Consider the following 15,858-nt stretch of genomic DNA (forward strand, 5'->3'; position numbering starts at 1 on the left):
TGCCTCCTCATCCCCTAATCCGGCGATCGCTGGTTTGTTCCGCGGTGCCAGCGCCGTTCATCGCGGTTCAGTTGACCTGATCATCCAGCGCTCTAGATCAAACTTCGCGCCGAAGTCGCCTGGTGCGGGGAGAACAATCGTGTGGCAGCAACGCTACAAGCACGTATTGTAAATGCCGTTACAGCCATCGGTCTTCGACCAGACCGCCTGTGCTTGCTGCTGATAATATTTGTACTGACGGCATGCTCGCCTTCCGGCCAGGTCGAGCAGCAGTCGAAAACCGCGGCTTCCGCCACACAGACCGCATCGCTGGTCCTGGAGAGCTGGATCGCTGGGGAAGCCCCGTCGAGATACACGTCGCGCACTTTGCAATCGGTCGGCAAGGCGCTCGCCGATGCCGGTGCGCAAATCCAGTCCGCCAAGTCGCCTGAGCCCAGCGGGCAAGCCGGTCTGACGATGGTGGTTGGACGGCTTTCGGCAACGGTAATGCGCGCGGCGACGGCCGTGCAGAACGGCAACCGCTCGGAAGTGGAACAGGCGCAGCAGGATCTGCGGGCCGCCGCCGCCGACCTGAGCACGTCCTACGCGAAATATTTCGCGCCGAAATCATGAAGAAGCTGCTCGAAATATCGCTCGGCGTCGTCACCAGCGTTGGCGGCTTTCTTGAGGTCGGATCAATGGCGACCGCCGCTCAGGCCGGCGCGGCGTTCAGGTTTCAGCTGATATGGGCCGTCGTCCTGGGCACGATCTGCATCATCTTCCTGGTCGAAATGGCCGGACGCTTCGCCGCAGTTAGCCATCACACCATCGCCGACGGGATCCGGGAACGGTTTGGCTTCAACGCCTTTCTGTGGCCGTTGCTTGCGACCTTGCTGGTCAACTTCCTGGTCATGGCAGCCGAAATCGGCGGTGTTGCCATTGCGCTCGAGCTCGCCACCGGCATCGGCTTTCAGTGGTGGGCGCTGCCGGTCGCTTTTCTGGCATGGCTGTTCCTTTGGAAAGGCACGTTCGGATTCATCGAAAAAGGCGTCGCGATCCTCGGGCTGGTCACGCTGTGCTTCGTGGTTGGCGCCGTCATGCTGAAGCCCGATTGGGGGCAGGTCGCGGCCGGGGCCGTGCCAACACTGCCGAATCACGACGCGGCCAACTACTGGTTCATGGCGGTCAGCATTCTTGGTGCGTCGATCTCGCCCTATCTGTTCATGTTCTATTCGTCGGGAGCGATCGAGGACGAGTGGGACAAGAGCTATCTCGGAGCAAATCGGGCGATTGCCGGCCTGGGCATGAGTTTTGGCGGCACAATCGCTATGGGTGTGCTGATTGTGGCGGCGCTCGTTCTGGTAGCACACGGCATAGAGCGGGTCGACGACTACCACCAACTGCCGCTGATGCTGATCCAGATCTTCGGTTTCTGGGGGTTCGTCCTGTTCGTCGCTTCACTTGGCATTGCCTGTTTCGGTGCCGTGCTCGAAATCGGCCTGCAGCAAGCCTACCTTGTGGCGCAGGGTTTCGGCTGGACCTGGGGCGAGAACCTGAAACCGCGCGACGACCCGGGTTTCAGCACCGTCTATACAATCTTGTTGGTTCTCGCCGCCATTCCGATCGCACTGGGCCTCGATCCGCTGAAGCTCACCATCTTTTCCATGGCGCTGACGGCCGCCAGCCTGCCGCTGACCGTGGTGCCGTTCCTCTTCCTGCTGAATGACGAGCGTTATGTCGGCGAGCACCGCAATGGCATGATAGCGAATGCCGCGGTCATCTTCATCATCGCGCTCGGTTTCGTGCTCGCGATCGTGACCATTCCTTTGCAGATATTCGGAGGCACGTGATGAAGTTGCTGCGCGACATCCTGGACAAGCAAGTGGTCGACCGCGAGCAGGTCAAGATCGGCAAGGTCGACGGGCTGGTGGCCGAGCTCAGGCCAGGCGAGCCGCCTAAAATCGTTGCGGTCGAGCTCGGCTCGATCACGCTGGGGCGTCGGCTTGGCGAGCGACCCGGGCGCTGGATGGCGCGGGTTGCGGCAAGGCTCGGCGGCAAGCGCCATGCCGAGCCGCACCGCATCGCCTGGAACAAGGTGCGCGACATCGGCGTCGACATCGAGTTCGATATCGACGTCCGCGAAACGGCGATTTTCGACTGGCAGGACTGGCTGCGCGATCATGTCATTGGGCGTATTCCGGGAGCTGGATGATGGCCACCGTCAATCTTGAGCAATTGGCTGGCAGGAATGTGCTTTCGCAGCGCGGCAAAAGCATCGGCCGTATCGAGGAGATACGCGCCGAACCGGATGGCGACGACCTGGTAGTTGCCGAGTACCATGTCGGCATCTACGCGGCCTTCGAGCGTCTGTCCGCTTCGGCCATCGGCATTTCGGTCCTCGACGCCTTTCGATTGCGCAGTCGCGACAGCGTGTACCGCATTCCCTGGGACAAGCTCGACATCTCCGACCCGGCGCGGCCGCGGTTGTTATGCACGACAGAAGAACTTTCCGGTATGAAGGGGAGTATCGAGGGCGATAAACCGGAATGAACGATACTTTCCCGCCGTCGGAGAATGGGGTCCAGTGAAAGTCCTGGTTACCGGCGCCACCGGCCTGATCGGTGCCTCGGTCGTCGCACGCCTTCTTTCCGAAGGGCATGAGGTGATCGGATTGGTCCGCAACCCCGGCGCAAACCGGGCCGGCAATTATCAGTTGCTGGTGCTGGACATGGCGGTGGCGCTGCAGCCCGAAGACTGGCTACCGCATCTCAGGGGTGTCGACGCCGTCGTGAATTGTGCCGGCGTCCTGCAGGACAGCCCTCGCGAAAAGACGCGCGAAGTCCATCGCGATGCGGCGGCAGCACTCTTCCTCGCCTGTGCGCGGGCAGGGGTTGCCCGGGTAATCCACTTCTCGGCGATAGGCGTCGATCGGGCGCAGCCTTCGGCATTCTCGGCGACGAAACTGGCCGGCGACCAAGCGCTTATGGCGCTTGATCTGGATTGGGTGATCCTGCGCCCGTCCGTGGTGCTCGGCCGGCCGGTGTTTGGGGCCAGCGCATTGTTTAGGGGTCTCGCCTCGCTGCCGGTGCTGCCGTCCATGCCCGGCACCGGCCGGCTCCAGGTGGTACTACTCGACGATGTGGTCTCAACAGTCGTCTTCCTTCTCGATCCCGACAGTCCGTCTCGCGTCGTGTTGGAACTTGTCGGTCCCGAACAGCTGAGCATGGACGAGGTCGTCGGCAGCTATCGCCGATGGCTCGGCTGGGCTTCTGCAGCCAGGTTTGTCTTGCCGGCGGCTGTTGCAAGGCTTCTCTACCGCCTCGGCGACCTTGCCGCGATGTTCGGCTGGCGTCCACCGATGCGCACCAACGCGGCCAGAGAGATCGCCCGAGGAGCGGTTGGAGATCCCTCGGACTGGACCGCAGCGACCGGCATACGCCCGCAAACCCTGGCGGGCTTCCTCGCGCTCAATCCGGCAACGGTGCAGGAAAAATGGTTTGCCCGGCTGTATTTCATCAAGCCTGCGATCTTCCTCGTCCTGCCCTTCTTCTGGATCGTGACGGGTATTGTGTCGTTGACCACCGGCTATAACGGTGGCATCGAGCTGATGCAAAGCACGGGGGCTGGCATCTTGTCGGCGCCGACCGTGATAGCCGGTGCCCTTGCCGACATCGCCGTCGGCGCGCTCCTAGCCTGGCGGCCAGCGACGCGAAAAGGCCTCTATGGCGGCATCGCGCTCTCGCTCTTCTACCTGGTCGTCGGAAGCTTCCTGAGCCCCGATCTGTGGAACGACCCGCTTGGGCCGTTCCTCAAGGTGTTGCCGATCCTGGTGCTGCACTTTGTGGCCTTGGCAGTGCTGGAGGAGCGTTGATGCTCTATTTCCTGCTGAAATTGCTGCATGTCATCGGCGCATCCGTGCTGCTTGGTACCGGCGCCGGTATCGCTTTCTTCATGCTGCTCGCCCACAGGACCGGCAATGCCACGACGGTTGCGGCGGTGGCGCGTATCGTCGTCGTCGCCGACTTCCTTTTCACCGCGACGGCCGTGGTCGCGCAGCCTTTGACCGGAGCCGCGCTCGCCTGGCAGGCAGGCTACTCGCTGTCGGAGGGCTGGATCGTACTTTCGATCGCGCTCTATATCTTCACCGGAATGTTCTGGCTCCCGGTCGTCTGGATGCAAATGGAGTTGCGCAAGCTGGCATCGCAAGCCGCCGCTGATAGCGCGCCGTTGCCGCCGCGCTATCATCGGCTCTTCTGGCTGTGGTTCGCCTTCGGCTTCCCCGCCTTCGCTGCGGTACTCGGGATTTTCTGGCTGATGATCACTCGGCCTGCGATCGACTGGTGAAGACAGGCCGCGTGCAGCTGCCGGGATGAGCGATGACTTTCATTTCAGCGAATAGAGATAGGCCGCGATATCCCGCGCCTCCTGCTCGGAAATTCTGGTCGAAGGCATTGCCGTGTGCGGATTGATCTCTCTTGCGGCGCGTATCCAACGGACCATGTTTCGCGGGTTGTTGGACAATACGCCGCCGATATAGACCCGGGTGGCCAAGCTGGCGTCGAGGCGTGGACCGACCAGTCCCTGCGCGCCGGGCACGCCGGTGATCGTGTGGCATCCGGCACAGCCATTGGCCATGATGATTGGTATGGCGCGGGCGCCAACACCGCCGGTTGCATTGTCGGCCTTCTGCTCCACTCGACGGCTTTGCTCGAAGTACAACGCGATCCCGGCCAGGGCTGCAACAAGCACGACAATTGCCGCGGCGCCGAGGATGGGTCCGGACGGAGTGAAGCGCGATGTTGCGCGCACGCCGATGCTGCCAGGGGCATTGTCCGTCTTATGCGCGACCCTGACGAGCCGCTCCGGCCACAACGTCAGCGCCGCCCAAGCTGCGGCCAGCACGGCAATTGCCGTCCCGGCACCAATGACCAGCTTAGACAGCCTGGAGCGCATGCGACGCCTCCCATCTTCTCTGTCCACTTGAGCGAATCCACAGACCGGCCAGCAGCAACGCGGCTCCGCCATAAATCAGGCCGGCCGGAACCCACATCACCAAGCCGGCGAGCTGCTGGTCCTCGAGCGGGCTAAGGCTCCACAATTCCGCGCCGGCTGCGTTTACCGGGTACCACAGCCTTGGCGAGACCAGCAGCAGCACCCCGAGCAGGCCGGTGTGCAGCGAGGTGAAAAAGAGGTGCATGACTGCGCTGCCGTAGGCTTGTTCGCGGCCTGAACGCGGCAGCAGCACCCACCAGAACAGCAGCCCCGTACCAAAGAAGCTGGCATGTTGCGCATAATGCAGGACACCCTGTGCAAGCGCCGCCTCGAACAGCGCCGGAACGTGCCACGCCCAAATCGCGACGCCGTGCAGGAAGGTCGCGGCTAGAGGGCGGCTGACGGCGGCCCAAACGGTTCGAAGCACCTTCGCCTGCCCGGCTGCGCCAAATGCCAGCCGCAGCTTGGTCGGCAATGCCCACATCATCGCCGCCGCCGGACGGGAGGCGACCAGCAGGGGTGCCGCCACCGCCATCAACAGCTCGTGCTCGATCATGTGGGCGGTGAAAACGCGCTCACCCAATGCATGGAGCGGACTGACCAGTGCTGCCGCCAAAATGGCCCAGCCGGTCGCAAACAGCAGGGCTTGCCGCAACCGCAACGGGCGGCTGCGGGCACTCCGCCGCCACAGCCGAAAGGCGCCTGCCGCGTAAAGCAGTGCGACCATGGTTAGCGGCAGCGTGATCGGCAACGCCAGCGTCCAGCCGGCCTGCGGGGCGCCGGCACCGTAGCAGATCGAGGTCGAGAAGAGCGCGTCGAAGCTCATCGTAGGCAGCCGTCAACAATGAGCGAAGCCGCGCCTTGCATGACGATTACCAGCGCAAACAGCACCGCGCTGAGAATGCCGATCTTGGCGACGAAATGCTCGGTGCCGCGCGTACGATCCGGTTTAAAGGCGGCGCCACCTTGCTGTCGCGCCCGCCACGAAAGCCCGCCGCCGAGCAACGCCAGCACTGTCAGCACCAGCGCAATGACCGGTATGACGGGAATACCGTGGGCGCACTGCCACTCCACGAACGCATAATTCAGCTGCGTCGACACCGCCCAAGCCAAAGGCCCGGACAACAGCCCGCCCCATGATGTGCCCAAGCGAAGCGCACGCATCTCAGTCAAGCCTCGGCATCCAGTAGATCAACAGATAGATTGGGATCCAGGTCGCGACCACGAAATCCCAGTAGAAGACGTTGTCGCCAACGTCCCCGAAACGCCGGCCGCTATAGCCATGGCGCGTGAACATCAGGACCGTCAGCACCAGCGTGTCGCCGACGTCGGTAATCAGGTGCGTTGTGTGAAGGCCGAGCAGGACCCACAGCATCGAGCCGTACGCATTGGTATCCCAATAAATGTTGAGGGCCGGAAATTCGAACCACCGCACGACAAGCGGTGCGATACCGAGCAGCGACATGACGATCAGGCCGATGCGCACGGGCACCATGGCACAGGCTTCGGCGTAGCGGTTCAGTATGTGATTGGGCACCACGCTGGCGAGCAGCAACAGCGTGACGATGGTGCCCGGCCAATGGTTGGGCGGCGGCACGCCCAATGGCCATTTGGGCGACAGATAGGCGAGGTAAAGATAGGTGCCTGCGGCGAGCGCGAAGCCGGTGCCTTCCAGCGCCATGAAGGCGAGAGTGCCCCACCAGGTCGGGCTGCGCGGTCCGATCCCGAAGGTCGGGAGTTTGGAAAGATCGGCGGCAGGACGCTGTTTCATTCCTCATCCTCCGGATCGCCTTTCGGCCAGAACCAAGCGATCAAAGTGATGGCGATCGGTCCGGCTCCCCAGACCACCGCCCACGGGCTGAAGATCGAATAGAGAAAGGTGGCGCCGACGGTGAGCGCGGCGAACAATGGCCAGATCGACGGCGTCGCCGATTTCTCGCGCACATCTGGATGCGCCTCTGCCACGGTCGAAATGACAAGTTCGCGCGCGTCGACGCGAAGCCCGGTCGCGACAGGCAGCGTGTCACGTTCGGCCCAGAGCGGCTCGGCGTGGGTAACCACCGGGATCCGAGCGAAATTATAGCTCGGCGGTGGAGATCTCGTCGCCCATTCCAGCGTGCCGGCATTCCAGGGATTGTCCCCGGCCGGGGCGCCCCTCGAGGCGCTGTACACCAGGTTTATAGTGAACAGAACGAAGCTTAGGAACAGGATGACCGCGCCGGCTGTGATGAACAGGTTGATGTTGCCCCAGCCGAGTTCCACCGGATAGGTGTAGACCCGCCGCGGCATGCCCCACAGGCCGACAATGTGCATCGGAAAGAACGCCGCATTGAAGCCTAGGAAGGCAAGCCAGAAGTGCCAGCGTCCGAGACGTTCGCTCATCATCCGGCCGGTGATCTTGGGGAACCAGAAATAGGTCGCGCCGAGCAGCGGGAACACCGACCCGCCGATCAGCACGTAATGGAAATGCGCGACCACGAAATAGGTGTCGTGCACTTGCAGGTCCAATGGCACCGACGCCAGCATCACCCCAGTCAGGCCGCCCGCGACGAACGTGAAGAAGAAGCCGAACACGAACAGCAGCGGCGTTCTGATTATCGGGCGTCCGTCCCACAATGTCGCCAGCCAGCAGAAGATCTGCAGCCCGTTCGGGATGGCGATCAGCATGCTCGAGGCGGTGAAGAAGCTCGCGCCGAGCTTGGGCAGACCGGTTGCGAACATGTGGTGAACCCACAGGCCGAACGACAGAAAGCCGACCGCGATCAAGGCCAGTACCATGCCCAGATAGCCGAAAACCGGACGCCGGGCGAAAGCGGCGATGATCGAGGACACCATGCCGGTAGCCGGCAGGAATATGATGTAGACTTCGGGGTGGCCGAAGAACCAGAACAGGTGCTGGAACAGCAATACGTCGCCGCCCTCGGCGGGATTGAAGATATGGGTGCCGACCAGGCGGTCGAGGATCAGGAACGTCGACGTGATCATGACCGCCGGCATCGCGAACACGATGACGAAGGAGGTGACCAGCATCGCCCAGACATAGAGCGGAATCTTGTCCAGCGACATGCCCGGCGCACGCTGCTTCAGCACGGTGACGATGGTGGCAACCGCGACCGCCAACGATGACACTTCGGTATAGGTGATCATCTGCGCCCACACGTCGGAACGCTTGCCTGGCCCGAATTCAGGACCGGACAGCGGCACGTAGGAGAACCAGCCGACGTCGGGCGCCATGTCGAGTGCAAACGAGACCCAGGCGAAGAGGCCACCGGAGAGATAAATCCAGAAGCTGAATGCATTGAGGCGCGGAAAGGCGATGTTGCGGGTGCCGACCATCAGCGGCACGAGGTAGATGCCGGTCGCCTGGACGATCGGCACCGCAAACAGGAACATCATGGTCACGCCATGCATGGTGAACAGCTGGTTGTAGCGGTCGGGCCCGATCAGCCCGCGCTCCGGCCCCGACAGTTGGATGCGCATGGCAACGGCGCTGAGGCCACCGAGGCACAGGAAGGCGAAAGCGGTGATCAGGTAGCGCCGCGCGACAATCTTGTGGTCGACGCTCGAGAGCGCACCGATGATGCCCGGCGCCGTCTGCCATGTCCGCGCCAGCCAGCGGTCAAGGCTGGAGTCGTCGAGGCTGGTATCGCGAGGACCGTCGCGCTCGGGGGCCAGGTCTCCTTTGCCGGCCGCTGCTCGCTCGCCGGCGAGCCGACGCTCACGGGCCACGTCGGCGCTGCTCATTTCAGGCCCTCGAGATAGGCGACGATCGCATTCAGTTCGTCCCCGTCCAGTCGCACCACCGGCATGTGGGCGCCTGGCTTGATCCCCTGCGGATTGGCTATCCAGGCTGCGAGATTGCCGCGGCTCATTGTCAGCGTGCCGGCAGCGAGCGTTTGCCGGCTTGCGATATGGGTGAGGTTTGGGGCGACCGTGCCGCCGGCGATGGTGCCGCCGATCTTGTGGCACATCACGCATGGCCGTTTGAGGAACAGGTCGTGGCCGGTTTTGGCCTCGGCCGACACGGGGGCGGCTGCCGGCCGCAGCTGATCGTTCAGCCAGGCATCGAAGACGGGCCGAGGTTCGGCGATGATGAAGGTGCTCATATTGGCATGCTGCGCGCCGCAGAACTCGGCGCATTGCCCGCGATAGACGCCGGGCTTGTCCGCCTTCAGATCGAGAACGTTCTCGTGGCCTGGAATGACGTCCAACTTGCCCGAGAGGTTCGGCACCCAGAAGGAATGGATAACGTCGGTCGAGGTCACCACAAGCCGCACCGGCTCGCCCGCCGGGATGTGGATTTCATTGGCGGTCGTCAGGATGCGGTTCGGCTGGTCGTTTTCGTAGCGCACCTCCCACCACCATTGATGCCCGGTCACCCGGATCGTCAGCGCCGCATCCGAGCCGATGGCGGCGAGCGTCCCGTTAGCGAAGTAGCTCAGCAGCGTCAGGCCGACCAGGATCAGGGCGGTAGCGGCGAGTGCGGCGACGACAATTCGCATCTTGCTGCGCTCGGCCGCAGCGTCGAGGACAAGCGGGTCGCCGAGCGGCGCCGCGCGCCGGGCCAATGGCACGATCAGCACGGCCATCACCAGAAGCCAGACCACCGTGCACAGCGCGGTGAACAACCAGATCAGCCATGCGAGTTCGCCCGCGGCCGGGCCCTTTGGGTCGAGCGCGGATTGCCAGCCGCTGCATCCTGCAAGGAGCAGGATGCAGGCCGTGCACCCGCACACCGTCCAGACACCGCGGCTCACGGCGACTTCCCCAGCGTCGCGGCGTCCGGCAGGCGATTCTCGGATGGATGGGGCATCATGTCGTCGTCGCGGCCCGGCGCGGCGGAGGACGGTGCGTTGCCGCTCAGTGCCCGGACGAAGGCAGCAAGCTCCCAGATCTGGTCGTCCGGGATCTTGTCGCGGAAGCTCGGCATGCCGTTTGGCCGACCGTCCCCGATCGTGGCGTGGATGCTTTCGATCGAGCTGCCATAGAGCCACTTCTGGTCCATGAGCGCCGGGCCCATGCCGCCACCGCCGTTGGCATGGCAGCCGGAACAGTTGAACCAGTTGAACAGACGCTTGCCCTCGCTGAGGTGGAAGGCGTTGGCCTCGAACACTCCGGCCTTGTTGTTGGACGAGGTTGGCCGCTGGCCGCCCGGCTCGAGGGCCGTGACGGCTGCCGGTTGATCGCCCGAGCCGAGCGCCGACTGTGGACGCGTGTCGCGTTCCTCACGCTGGCAAGCGGCAAGAACGAGCATCGCCGACAGCACGCATGGAAGGCCGCGGTTCATCGCGCTGCCGCCCCGGCGACGTCGAGGCGAGGCACGTCATATGCCGCCAGGGTTGCATCGATCTCGGCGCGGTGTTTGGCGAGCGCTGCGTCTACCTCGCTGCGCAGCGCATCGTCGTCGTGGCGCACGCCCATCGAGATGTCGTAGATCATCGGCAGCAGCGGACCGTCCATGCGCGGCGCAACCGGCGTAATCCGCAACGGTACTTTTTGCCTGGCACCGAAGTAGCCGGCCAACGGCCCCCAGACGACGGCCATATCGATGTCGCCATTCGCGACCGCCTCAATGATGCGCGCTGGCGGGTTCGGCGCCGAATAGTCGCCATAGACGGGGAAACCGACGAGATGGCCGACGATGCCGCGACTGCCAAGCGCCAGGACGGGTGGCGAGTTGGCGCCGTCGTCGCCGATCAGCTGGACGCCGATGTGCAGATCGCGCAGGCGAGGATCGTTGAAGGACGCGATTTCCGGCGCATCCCTGCGTGTCACGAAGACATAGGAAGACCGGTAGTAGGGCGCGGTGGTGCGCAGCATCTCGAGATTGGCGGGCGTGCCGGGCACAAGATCGCACAGGCCGGCCTTCAGCGTGTTGCGGACGAAGCCACGGCGCTGTGCCCACCATGTGTAGGAAACCGTTGCGCCAAGCTCCGTCGCGACGAGTTCGGCGATCTTGTTTTCAAAGCCCTGCCTGGCGGCATTGGAGAACGGCATGTTGTTGGGATCGGCGCAGATCCTCAATTCGCGCGCATCGGCAACGGCGGCGACGAGCGAGAGCGCCAGTGCGCCGACCGCGGCGCCAAACCGCCGGGAAGATTTTCTCCGTGCGCGCGCAACTCGGCCGGTCGTCTCAAGGGAGCCGGAACACATACAGCGTACCTCCCGGCGTGGTTACATCCTTCAGATCCTTCATGACGTTGACGAAGCCGAGCGCGGCGGTGGCGTCGCGCGGATCGAGATCGCTGGATACGATCGCGCCGGCCCAGCCGCCGACGCCCGAAAGAATCGCGACATATTGGTGCCCGTCCGGGCCGCGATAGGTGATCGGCTGGCCGATGATGCCGGACGACGTCTTGAACTGCCACAGCAGTTCGCCGGTCCTGGCGCTGACCGCCTTGAACCAGCCTTCCATAGTGCCATAGAACACGACGTTGCCGGCGGTGGCGACGGCGCCGCTCCACACCGGAAAGTTCTCCTTCAGGCTCCACGCCGGCTTGGCGGCGGCGACATCCCAGGCGGTAAAAGCACCGCGATTGCCGCCTGGTCCGGGGATCATGCGCACGTTCATGCCGACATAGGGCGTGCCGGCGATGTAATTTACCTCGACGCCCTCTTCGTCCATGCAGAGATTGTTGTGCGGGATGTAGAGCAGGCCGGTCTTGGGCGAGAACGCCGAAGGCTGCCAGTCCTTGAGGCCGGACGCGGTCGGGCAGATGTCGCGCACGACCTTGCCGGTGCCGGTCTTCTTGTCCGGATTTACAATCAGCCGGCCGGTCTTGAGGTCGACGCCCGTGCTGGAATTGACTGGCCCGAACGGGACTGCCGACAGGACCTCGCCTGTGGTGCGATCCAACAGATAGACGTAGCCGTTGCGTTCCGGTCGGACCAGCACCTTGCGGGGCTTGCCCTGCCAGGTCATGTCGAGCAGCACCTGTTCGTTGATGCCGTCATAGTCGTGCAAATCGTGCGGGGTCCATTGATAGAACCATTTGGCTGCGCCGGTGTCGGGATCGCGGGCAAAGATACCGGCGGTCCATTTGTTGTCGCCGGGCCGCAGATCCGGATTCCACGGACCGGGATTTCCGGTGCCATGGAAGATCAGGTTTAGGTCCGGGTCATAGGAGATCCAGCCCCACACATTGCCGCCGCCGATCTTCCAGGCGTCGGGCGGCCACGACGTCACGCCGAGATCCTTGCCCTTGTCCATGTCGTAATGCGGCTTGAAATCGGGGCCGATCAGCACCTCGGCGTCAGGGCCGGTATTGTAGGCCGTCCAGACGACATGCCCGTCGCCGGCGTCGAGCGCCTTGATCCAGCCGCGTACGCCCATTTCGCCGCCGGAATTGCCGACCAGCACTTTGCCCTTCACCACCAGCGGCGCCATGGTGATGGTCTCGCCGATATTGATGTTGCCGATATGGGTGTTCCAGACCGGTTTGCCGGTGGCCGCATCGACGGCGATGGCATGGCCATCGAGCGTGTTGAAATAGATGCGCCCTTCGAAGAAGGCTGCACCGCGGTTGACCACGTCGCAACAGGCAACTCCCTGCGCGGCGGGCTCGGGGTTGGGCTCGAATTTCCACTTCATCGGCGCGCCGGGCTTGGTAAGGTCAAGCGCATAGAGGATGTTGGGGAAGGGCGTCACGATGTACATCGTGTTGCCGACGACCAGGGGCGCAGCCTCCTGACCCTTGTTGACGCCGGTCGAGAAGGTGAAGGCCACTTGCAGGTTTTTGACGTTGTCTTCGGTGATCTCCGCAAGTTCGCTGTAGCGGGTCGAGGCGTAGTTCTTTGCCGGCATCGCCCATTGGCCGTCGTCGGGCGGAGCAGCTGCGGCAGGCGGATTTATCGCAAAGCTTGACGTTGACTGAGCAACCGCCGCGGTAGTCAGCGCGAAGCCTGCCAGCAGCGTCCATCCCAGCATCGCAGCCAATGGCCTCTTTCCCCTTTTGCCAGGCACCCTATTTTTCGCCGCCACCAGTCGCGCTTGCCTCATTGGCTGTCGAGTTTGCCGACATTGGCGCAGAGCTCCATTAGCTGCAGCTGCGCCGTGTTTGTTGAACACTCTCCAACGCGTGAGCGGCGCAGAAGTGCCAAATGCAACGAAATAAATGTCGGATTCGGTTGGCCAAAGTCGGCGGCCGGGCGCTCGGGACAGCCGATCCGAATGTTAGCACTCAAGTCGGAAGTAAATCTATTCCCGGTGGTCCGGGTTCGGCTGGAACGGAGCGGCGCTTTTCGCAGTTGTGTCGAATGCTGTCTGCAGTCGAGCAACTGGCTCAATCGGTAAAAGAGCGGCGAGCGATCTTGTTCGTTGGAGCCGGGGTGTCGATGAGCGTCGGCTTGCCGTCCTGGCAAAAGCTCATCGAACACATGCAAAAAGAACTCGGTCTGGACGAGGATACGATCGGTGCGCCGGAGGCCAGCTATCAGGCGCTTGCCGAATACTACCGGCTGAAGCAGGGGAGCCTCGGCCCCTTGCGCAGCTGGATGGATCGTGAATGGAGCGTCTCGCGGGAGAAAGTGCAGGGCTCGGCGATCCACAAGCTCATCGTGTCGCTCGATTTTCCGATCATCTACACGACAAACTACGACCGAAATCTCGAAGTTGCCTTCGAGATCCATAGCCGGCCCTTTGTGAAAGTGGCCAATGCGAAGGATTTGCCCAAGGCCACTGGCGAGGTGACGCAGATCATCAAATTCCACGGCGATTTCGACGACGATAAATCTTTGGTCCTGGCGGAGACCGACTATTTCGACCGGCTGTCGTTCGATTCGCCGCTCGACGTGAAATTTCGGGCCGACGCGCTCGGGCGCACCATCCTGTTCATCGGCTACAGCATGTCCGACATGAACATCCGTCTGCTGCTGCACCGGCTTTGGCAGACCTGGCGCCGCTCCGGCTATGACAAGAATCGCCCGAAATCCTTCATCTTCATGTCGCAGCCGAGCATCGTCCAGGAGGCTGTCCTCGGCCACTGGGGCATCGATATGCTGACCGAAGAGGCAGACGATCCTGAGGACGCGCTGCTCGCGTTCCTTAACGAACTCGAGGACAGGGTGGGCCGGCCAGACGGCGCGTGAGAAAACTTGCCGAAACGGATTGGCCAGGCGCTGGGAACCGGCTGATCCGGGACCGAGTCTGAATGGGCGCACGCAAACACCAGCGAAAAATGCATGCCAAACACGACCTGTCGGCCGAGTTGCCTATGAGATCGATTGTTTTGCCCGCAGGTGCGGTCTGACCAGGGACGAAGCACTCAAGATGATGCAAAATGCCGGCAGGTCCAACGATGGCACCAAGGCATCTGGCGAATCCGGGCCGAAGTAGCCGCATGGATTCTACATAGCGGGCGGCCGGGACGGTCATCCGGCACAGCTGCTTCGTCGTCGGTCTCGGTATCCGCATTGCAGTCGGTGGTGGCGCGCACCGCTGAGGATCAAGCGATGCACCGGCCACCACCGATGGAACATCCGCCGACAATTTTCGTTGACATGCTCCACAAGGCGAGAGGTCGAACATGTCGAAGTTCCAAGCCGCTACTCCGGAGCGTTTGCAGCAGCTCAGGCTCGAGGCGACAGCGCACTTTGCGCCGCTCATACTGCGCGAGGCGCTGGTGCGTCTCTGCCGAGCGTGTGGAAGCGAGAGCCTCGAACGGTTCGAGAAGACCATGGTTGACCAAATCGAGGCATCGCGTGACGAAAAGGCCGATTTCGACACAATGAAGGAATTTGCCATCGAACAGCTCTATGGCTGGATTCGAGAAGTCAGGTCTTCACCGGACATGACACAGCCGCTGGAGAATGTAGACACCCGAAGGACCGCTGGCCGCTCGGAAGAGCCGCAGACGCTGGAAGACCAGCTGCAGGCGGGTCTGGAGGATTCTTTCCCCGCAAGCGACCCGCCGGCTGTTGTTTCCACCGCGATCCCCGGCGGATCGAAGAAGCTGGTCGGAACCGACGAGGTCCTCAGACAGCAGCAGGAGAAAAAGGCCGAGGAAGCCAGCCATTCGCGATAAACGGCTCTGCGGGGAAGCAGCCTGCCGGTTCACCCGCCGTCCGGCATGAAGGCTGTCCGGGCATGTGTGTCATGCGGCTCGCCTTCGACAAGAATCTTCGCTTCCAAAGCCGCGTCGATAAATGCTTCGCGGGCTTCCGCTGCCGTAATCTGGCCGATCTGGGCGCCATCCAATGCATCTCCCGCCATCAGCGACAACGGGGCATTGCGGGCAGGCCATTTCTCGCTTTTGAGGCAGTAAGAAGCCTCGAAAACGGAGCTGACCATTCGCGATCGTCCCGGTTTGCCGAAGTAGATGCAAACCGGAGCATCGAACTTTATCTCCAGCATGGCGGTCCTCCCGATTTAACCACCCTTGATATAAATTAGCCTCAGCGGGTCACATGGCCTGCTGGGCATTTTAGCCGACGTCGCGAACCGCAGTGGGATTGGTGCCTGCTGGTATTTCGGCGGCGACATCGTGCGCCAGAATGCCCGCCTTGCGGGCGAATGCTTCGAACGCCGCGCGCACGGTCTCGGCATCGACCTCGTCAGCCAGCCCGGCGCGACAGGCGTCGAACGCCGCCTTGTGCGCCGGGCCGCGACTCGGCCATTCGTTCAAGACGTCATAGGCCTGCCAGATATTTTCGACATGGCGAGGGAAACCAAGGCCGACGAGAATTGGAACGGGGCGGCCAAACGATTTTTTTGTCATCTGTGTCTCCGCGAAAGAGCCTGTCGCATCAACGCTGGGCGGACGCGAGGCCCATGCTCTTTAACGCGGGATTGCTGCACGGGTTGCAGCGGGTCGTCTAATCGCTCGAGCGTCAAGGGGGTGAGTGCAAGGCTGTCGTCCTTTCTGTCGATTCTCGTTCGTCCGCATGCCG

At 62.8% G+C, this 15,858-nt stretch carries 19 protein-coding genes; 8 read left to right on the forward strand and 11 right to left on the reverse strand.

All coding sequences use genetic code 11. The features are described from left to right. Nucleotides 1-213: 213 nt before the first annotated feature. From NKK47_RS26350 to NKK47_RS26375, 6 genes are read left to right on the forward strand one after another with little or no spacing between them, the layout of a single operon-like run. Nucleotides 214-612 (forward strand): hypothetical protein, encoded by a 399-nt coding sequence (locus NKK47_RS26350; protein WP_352578809.1) that lies wholly within the window; start codon nucleotides 214-216, stop codon nucleotides 610-612. Next, nucleotides 609-1,829 (forward strand): NRAMP family divalent metal transporter, encoded by a 1,221-nt coding sequence (locus NKK47_RS26355; RefSeq protein ID WP_352578810.1) that lies wholly within the window; start codon nucleotides 609-611, stop codon nucleotides 1,827-1,829. Before NKK47_RS26350 ends, NKK47_RS26355 begins: the two co-directional genes overlap by 4 nt. Continuing rightward, a complete protein-coding gene (locus tag NKK47_RS26360; RefSeq protein ID WP_023676162.1) occupies nucleotides 1,829-2,191 on the forward strand; it encodes a hypothetical protein in 363 nt (120 codons plus the stop codon). Before NKK47_RS26355 ends, NKK47_RS26360 begins: the two co-directional genes overlap by 1 nt. Next, nucleotides 2,188-2,529, forward strand: coding sequence for a hypothetical protein (locus tag NKK47_RS26365; RefSeq protein WP_352578811.1), 342 nt, complete (start codon nucleotides 2,188-2,190; stop codon nucleotides 2,527-2,529). The genes NKK47_RS26360 and NKK47_RS26365 overlap by 4 nt, the downstream gene beginning before the upstream one ends. Nucleotides 2,530-2,563: 34 nt before the next feature. After that, nucleotides 2,564-3,850 carry an SDR family oxidoreductase gene (locus tag NKK47_RS26370; protein WP_352578812.1) on the forward strand — a complete coding sequence of 429 codons (1,287 nt, stop codon included), beginning with the start codon at nucleotides 2,564-2,566 and terminating at the stop codon, nucleotides 3,848-3,850. Continuing rightward, complete coding sequence (locus NKK47_RS26375; protein WP_352578813.1) at nucleotides 3,850-4,323, forward strand: DUF2269 family protein; 474 nt, start codon at nucleotides 3,850-3,852, stop codon at nucleotides 4,321-4,323. Before NKK47_RS26370 ends, NKK47_RS26375 begins: the two co-directional genes overlap by 1 nt. A gap of 39 nt (nucleotides 4,324-4,362) precedes the next feature. On the opposite strand, the gene NKK47_RS26380 is transcribed toward NKK47_RS26375, so the two are convergent. Genes NKK47_RS26380 through NKK47_RS26420 form a run of 9 tightly spaced genes read right to left on the reverse strand, consistent with a single transcriptional unit; the run spans nucleotide 4,363 to nucleotide 12,898 of the window. After that, nucleotides 4,363-4,932: a c-type cytochrome gene (locus NKK47_RS26380; protein ID WP_023676158.1), complete on the reverse strand. Its 570-nt coding sequence runs from the start codon at nucleotides 4,930-4,932 to the stop codon at nucleotides 4,363-4,365. Beyond that, nucleotides 4,913-5,797, reverse strand: a complete 885-nt coding sequence (locus tag NKK47_RS26385; RefSeq protein ID WP_023676157.1) for a cytochrome c oxidase assembly protein — start codon at nucleotides 5,795-5,797, stop codon at nucleotides 4,913-4,915. The genes NKK47_RS26380 and NKK47_RS26385 overlap by 20 nt, the downstream gene beginning before the upstream one ends. Beyond that, nucleotides 5,794-6,135 carry a hypothetical protein gene (locus tag NKK47_RS26390; protein ID WP_352569438.1) on the reverse strand — a complete coding sequence of 114 codons (342 nt, stop codon included), beginning with the start codon at nucleotides 6,133-6,135 and terminating at the stop codon, nucleotides 5,794-5,796. Before NKK47_RS26390 ends, NKK47_RS26385 begins: the two co-directional genes overlap by 4 nt. Nucleotide 6,136: 1 nt before the next feature. Beyond that, nucleotides 6,137-6,742 carry a cytochrome c oxidase subunit 3 gene (locus tag NKK47_RS26395; RefSeq protein WP_352457412.1) on the reverse strand — a complete coding sequence of 202 codons (606 nt, stop codon included), beginning with the start codon at nucleotides 6,740-6,742 and terminating at the stop codon, nucleotides 6,137-6,139. Continuing rightward, nucleotides 6,739-8,715 (reverse strand): cytochrome c oxidase subunit I, encoded by a 1,977-nt coding sequence (gene ctaD / locus NKK47_RS26400; protein ID WP_352569231.1) that lies wholly within the window; start codon nucleotides 8,713-8,715, stop codon nucleotides 6,739-6,741. The genes NKK47_RS26395 and ctaD overlap by 4 nt, the downstream gene beginning before the upstream one ends. Beyond that, nucleotides 8,712-9,728: a cytochrome c oxidase subunit II gene (gene coxB, locus NKK47_RS26405; RefSeq protein ID WP_352569232.1), complete on the reverse strand. Its 1,017-nt coding sequence runs from the start codon at nucleotides 9,726-9,728 to the stop codon at nucleotides 8,712-8,714. Before coxB ends, ctaD begins: the two co-directional genes overlap by 4 nt. Continuing rightward, the gene (locus tag NKK47_RS26410) at nucleotides 9,725-10,258 is read right to left on the reverse strand and encodes a c-type cytochrome (protein WP_352569233.1); all 534 of its coding nucleotides are present in this window, start codon (nucleotides 10,256-10,258) and stop codon (nucleotides 9,725-9,727) included. The genes coxB and NKK47_RS26410 overlap by 4 nt, the downstream gene beginning before the upstream one ends. Continuing rightward, nucleotides 10,255-11,124, reverse strand: a complete 870-nt coding sequence (locus tag NKK47_RS26415) for a substrate-binding domain-containing protein (protein ID WP_352569234.1) — start codon at nucleotides 11,122-11,124, stop codon at nucleotides 10,255-10,257. Before NKK47_RS26415 ends, NKK47_RS26410 begins: the two co-directional genes overlap by 4 nt. Beyond that, nucleotides 11,105-12,898, reverse strand: coding sequence for a methanol/ethanol family PQQ-dependent dehydrogenase (locus NKK47_RS26420; protein WP_352578816.1), 1,794 nt, complete (start codon nucleotides 12,896-12,898; stop codon nucleotides 11,105-11,107). The genes NKK47_RS26415 and NKK47_RS26420 overlap by 20 nt, the downstream gene beginning before the upstream one ends. 329 nt (nucleotides 12,899-13,227) lie before the next feature. On the opposite strand from NKK47_RS26420, the gene NKK47_RS26425 reads away from it, so the two are divergent. Together NKK47_RS26425 and NKK47_RS26430 are read left to right on the forward strand one after the other, a co-directional pair. Beyond that, nucleotides 13,228-14,058 carry an SIR2 family NAD-dependent protein deacylase gene (locus NKK47_RS26425; protein WP_352796248.1) on the forward strand — a complete coding sequence of 277 codons (831 nt, stop codon included), beginning with the start codon at nucleotides 13,228-13,230 and terminating at the stop codon, nucleotides 14,056-14,058. Between the two features lie 437 nt (nucleotides 14,059-14,495). After that, nucleotides 14,496-14,993, forward strand: coding sequence for a hypothetical protein (locus tag NKK47_RS26430; RefSeq protein ID WP_352569236.1), 498 nt, complete (start codon nucleotides 14,496-14,498; stop codon nucleotides 14,991-14,993). 29 nt (nucleotides 14,994-15,022) lie between these two features. Here NKK47_RS26430 and NKK47_RS26435 read toward each other — a convergent pair whose 3' ends face one another. Further along, the gene (locus NKK47_RS26435) at nucleotides 15,023-15,322 is read right to left on the reverse strand and encodes a DUF982 domain-containing protein (protein WP_023676146.1); all 300 of its coding nucleotides are present in this window, start codon (nucleotides 15,320-15,322) and stop codon (nucleotides 15,023-15,025) included. A gap of 70 nt (nucleotides 15,323-15,392) precedes the next feature. Continuing rightward, nucleotides 15,393-15,686, reverse strand: coding sequence for a DUF982 domain-containing protein (locus NKK47_RS26440; protein ID WP_023676145.1), 294 nt, complete (start codon nucleotides 15,684-15,686; stop codon nucleotides 15,393-15,395). Nucleotides 15,687-15,858: the final 172 nt, after the last annotated feature.

It is taken from the genome of Mesorhizobium sp. M0019, assembly GCF_040323975.1.
Lineage (GTDB): Bacteria > Pseudomonadota > Alphaproteobacteria > Rhizobiales > Rhizobiaceae > Mesorhizobium.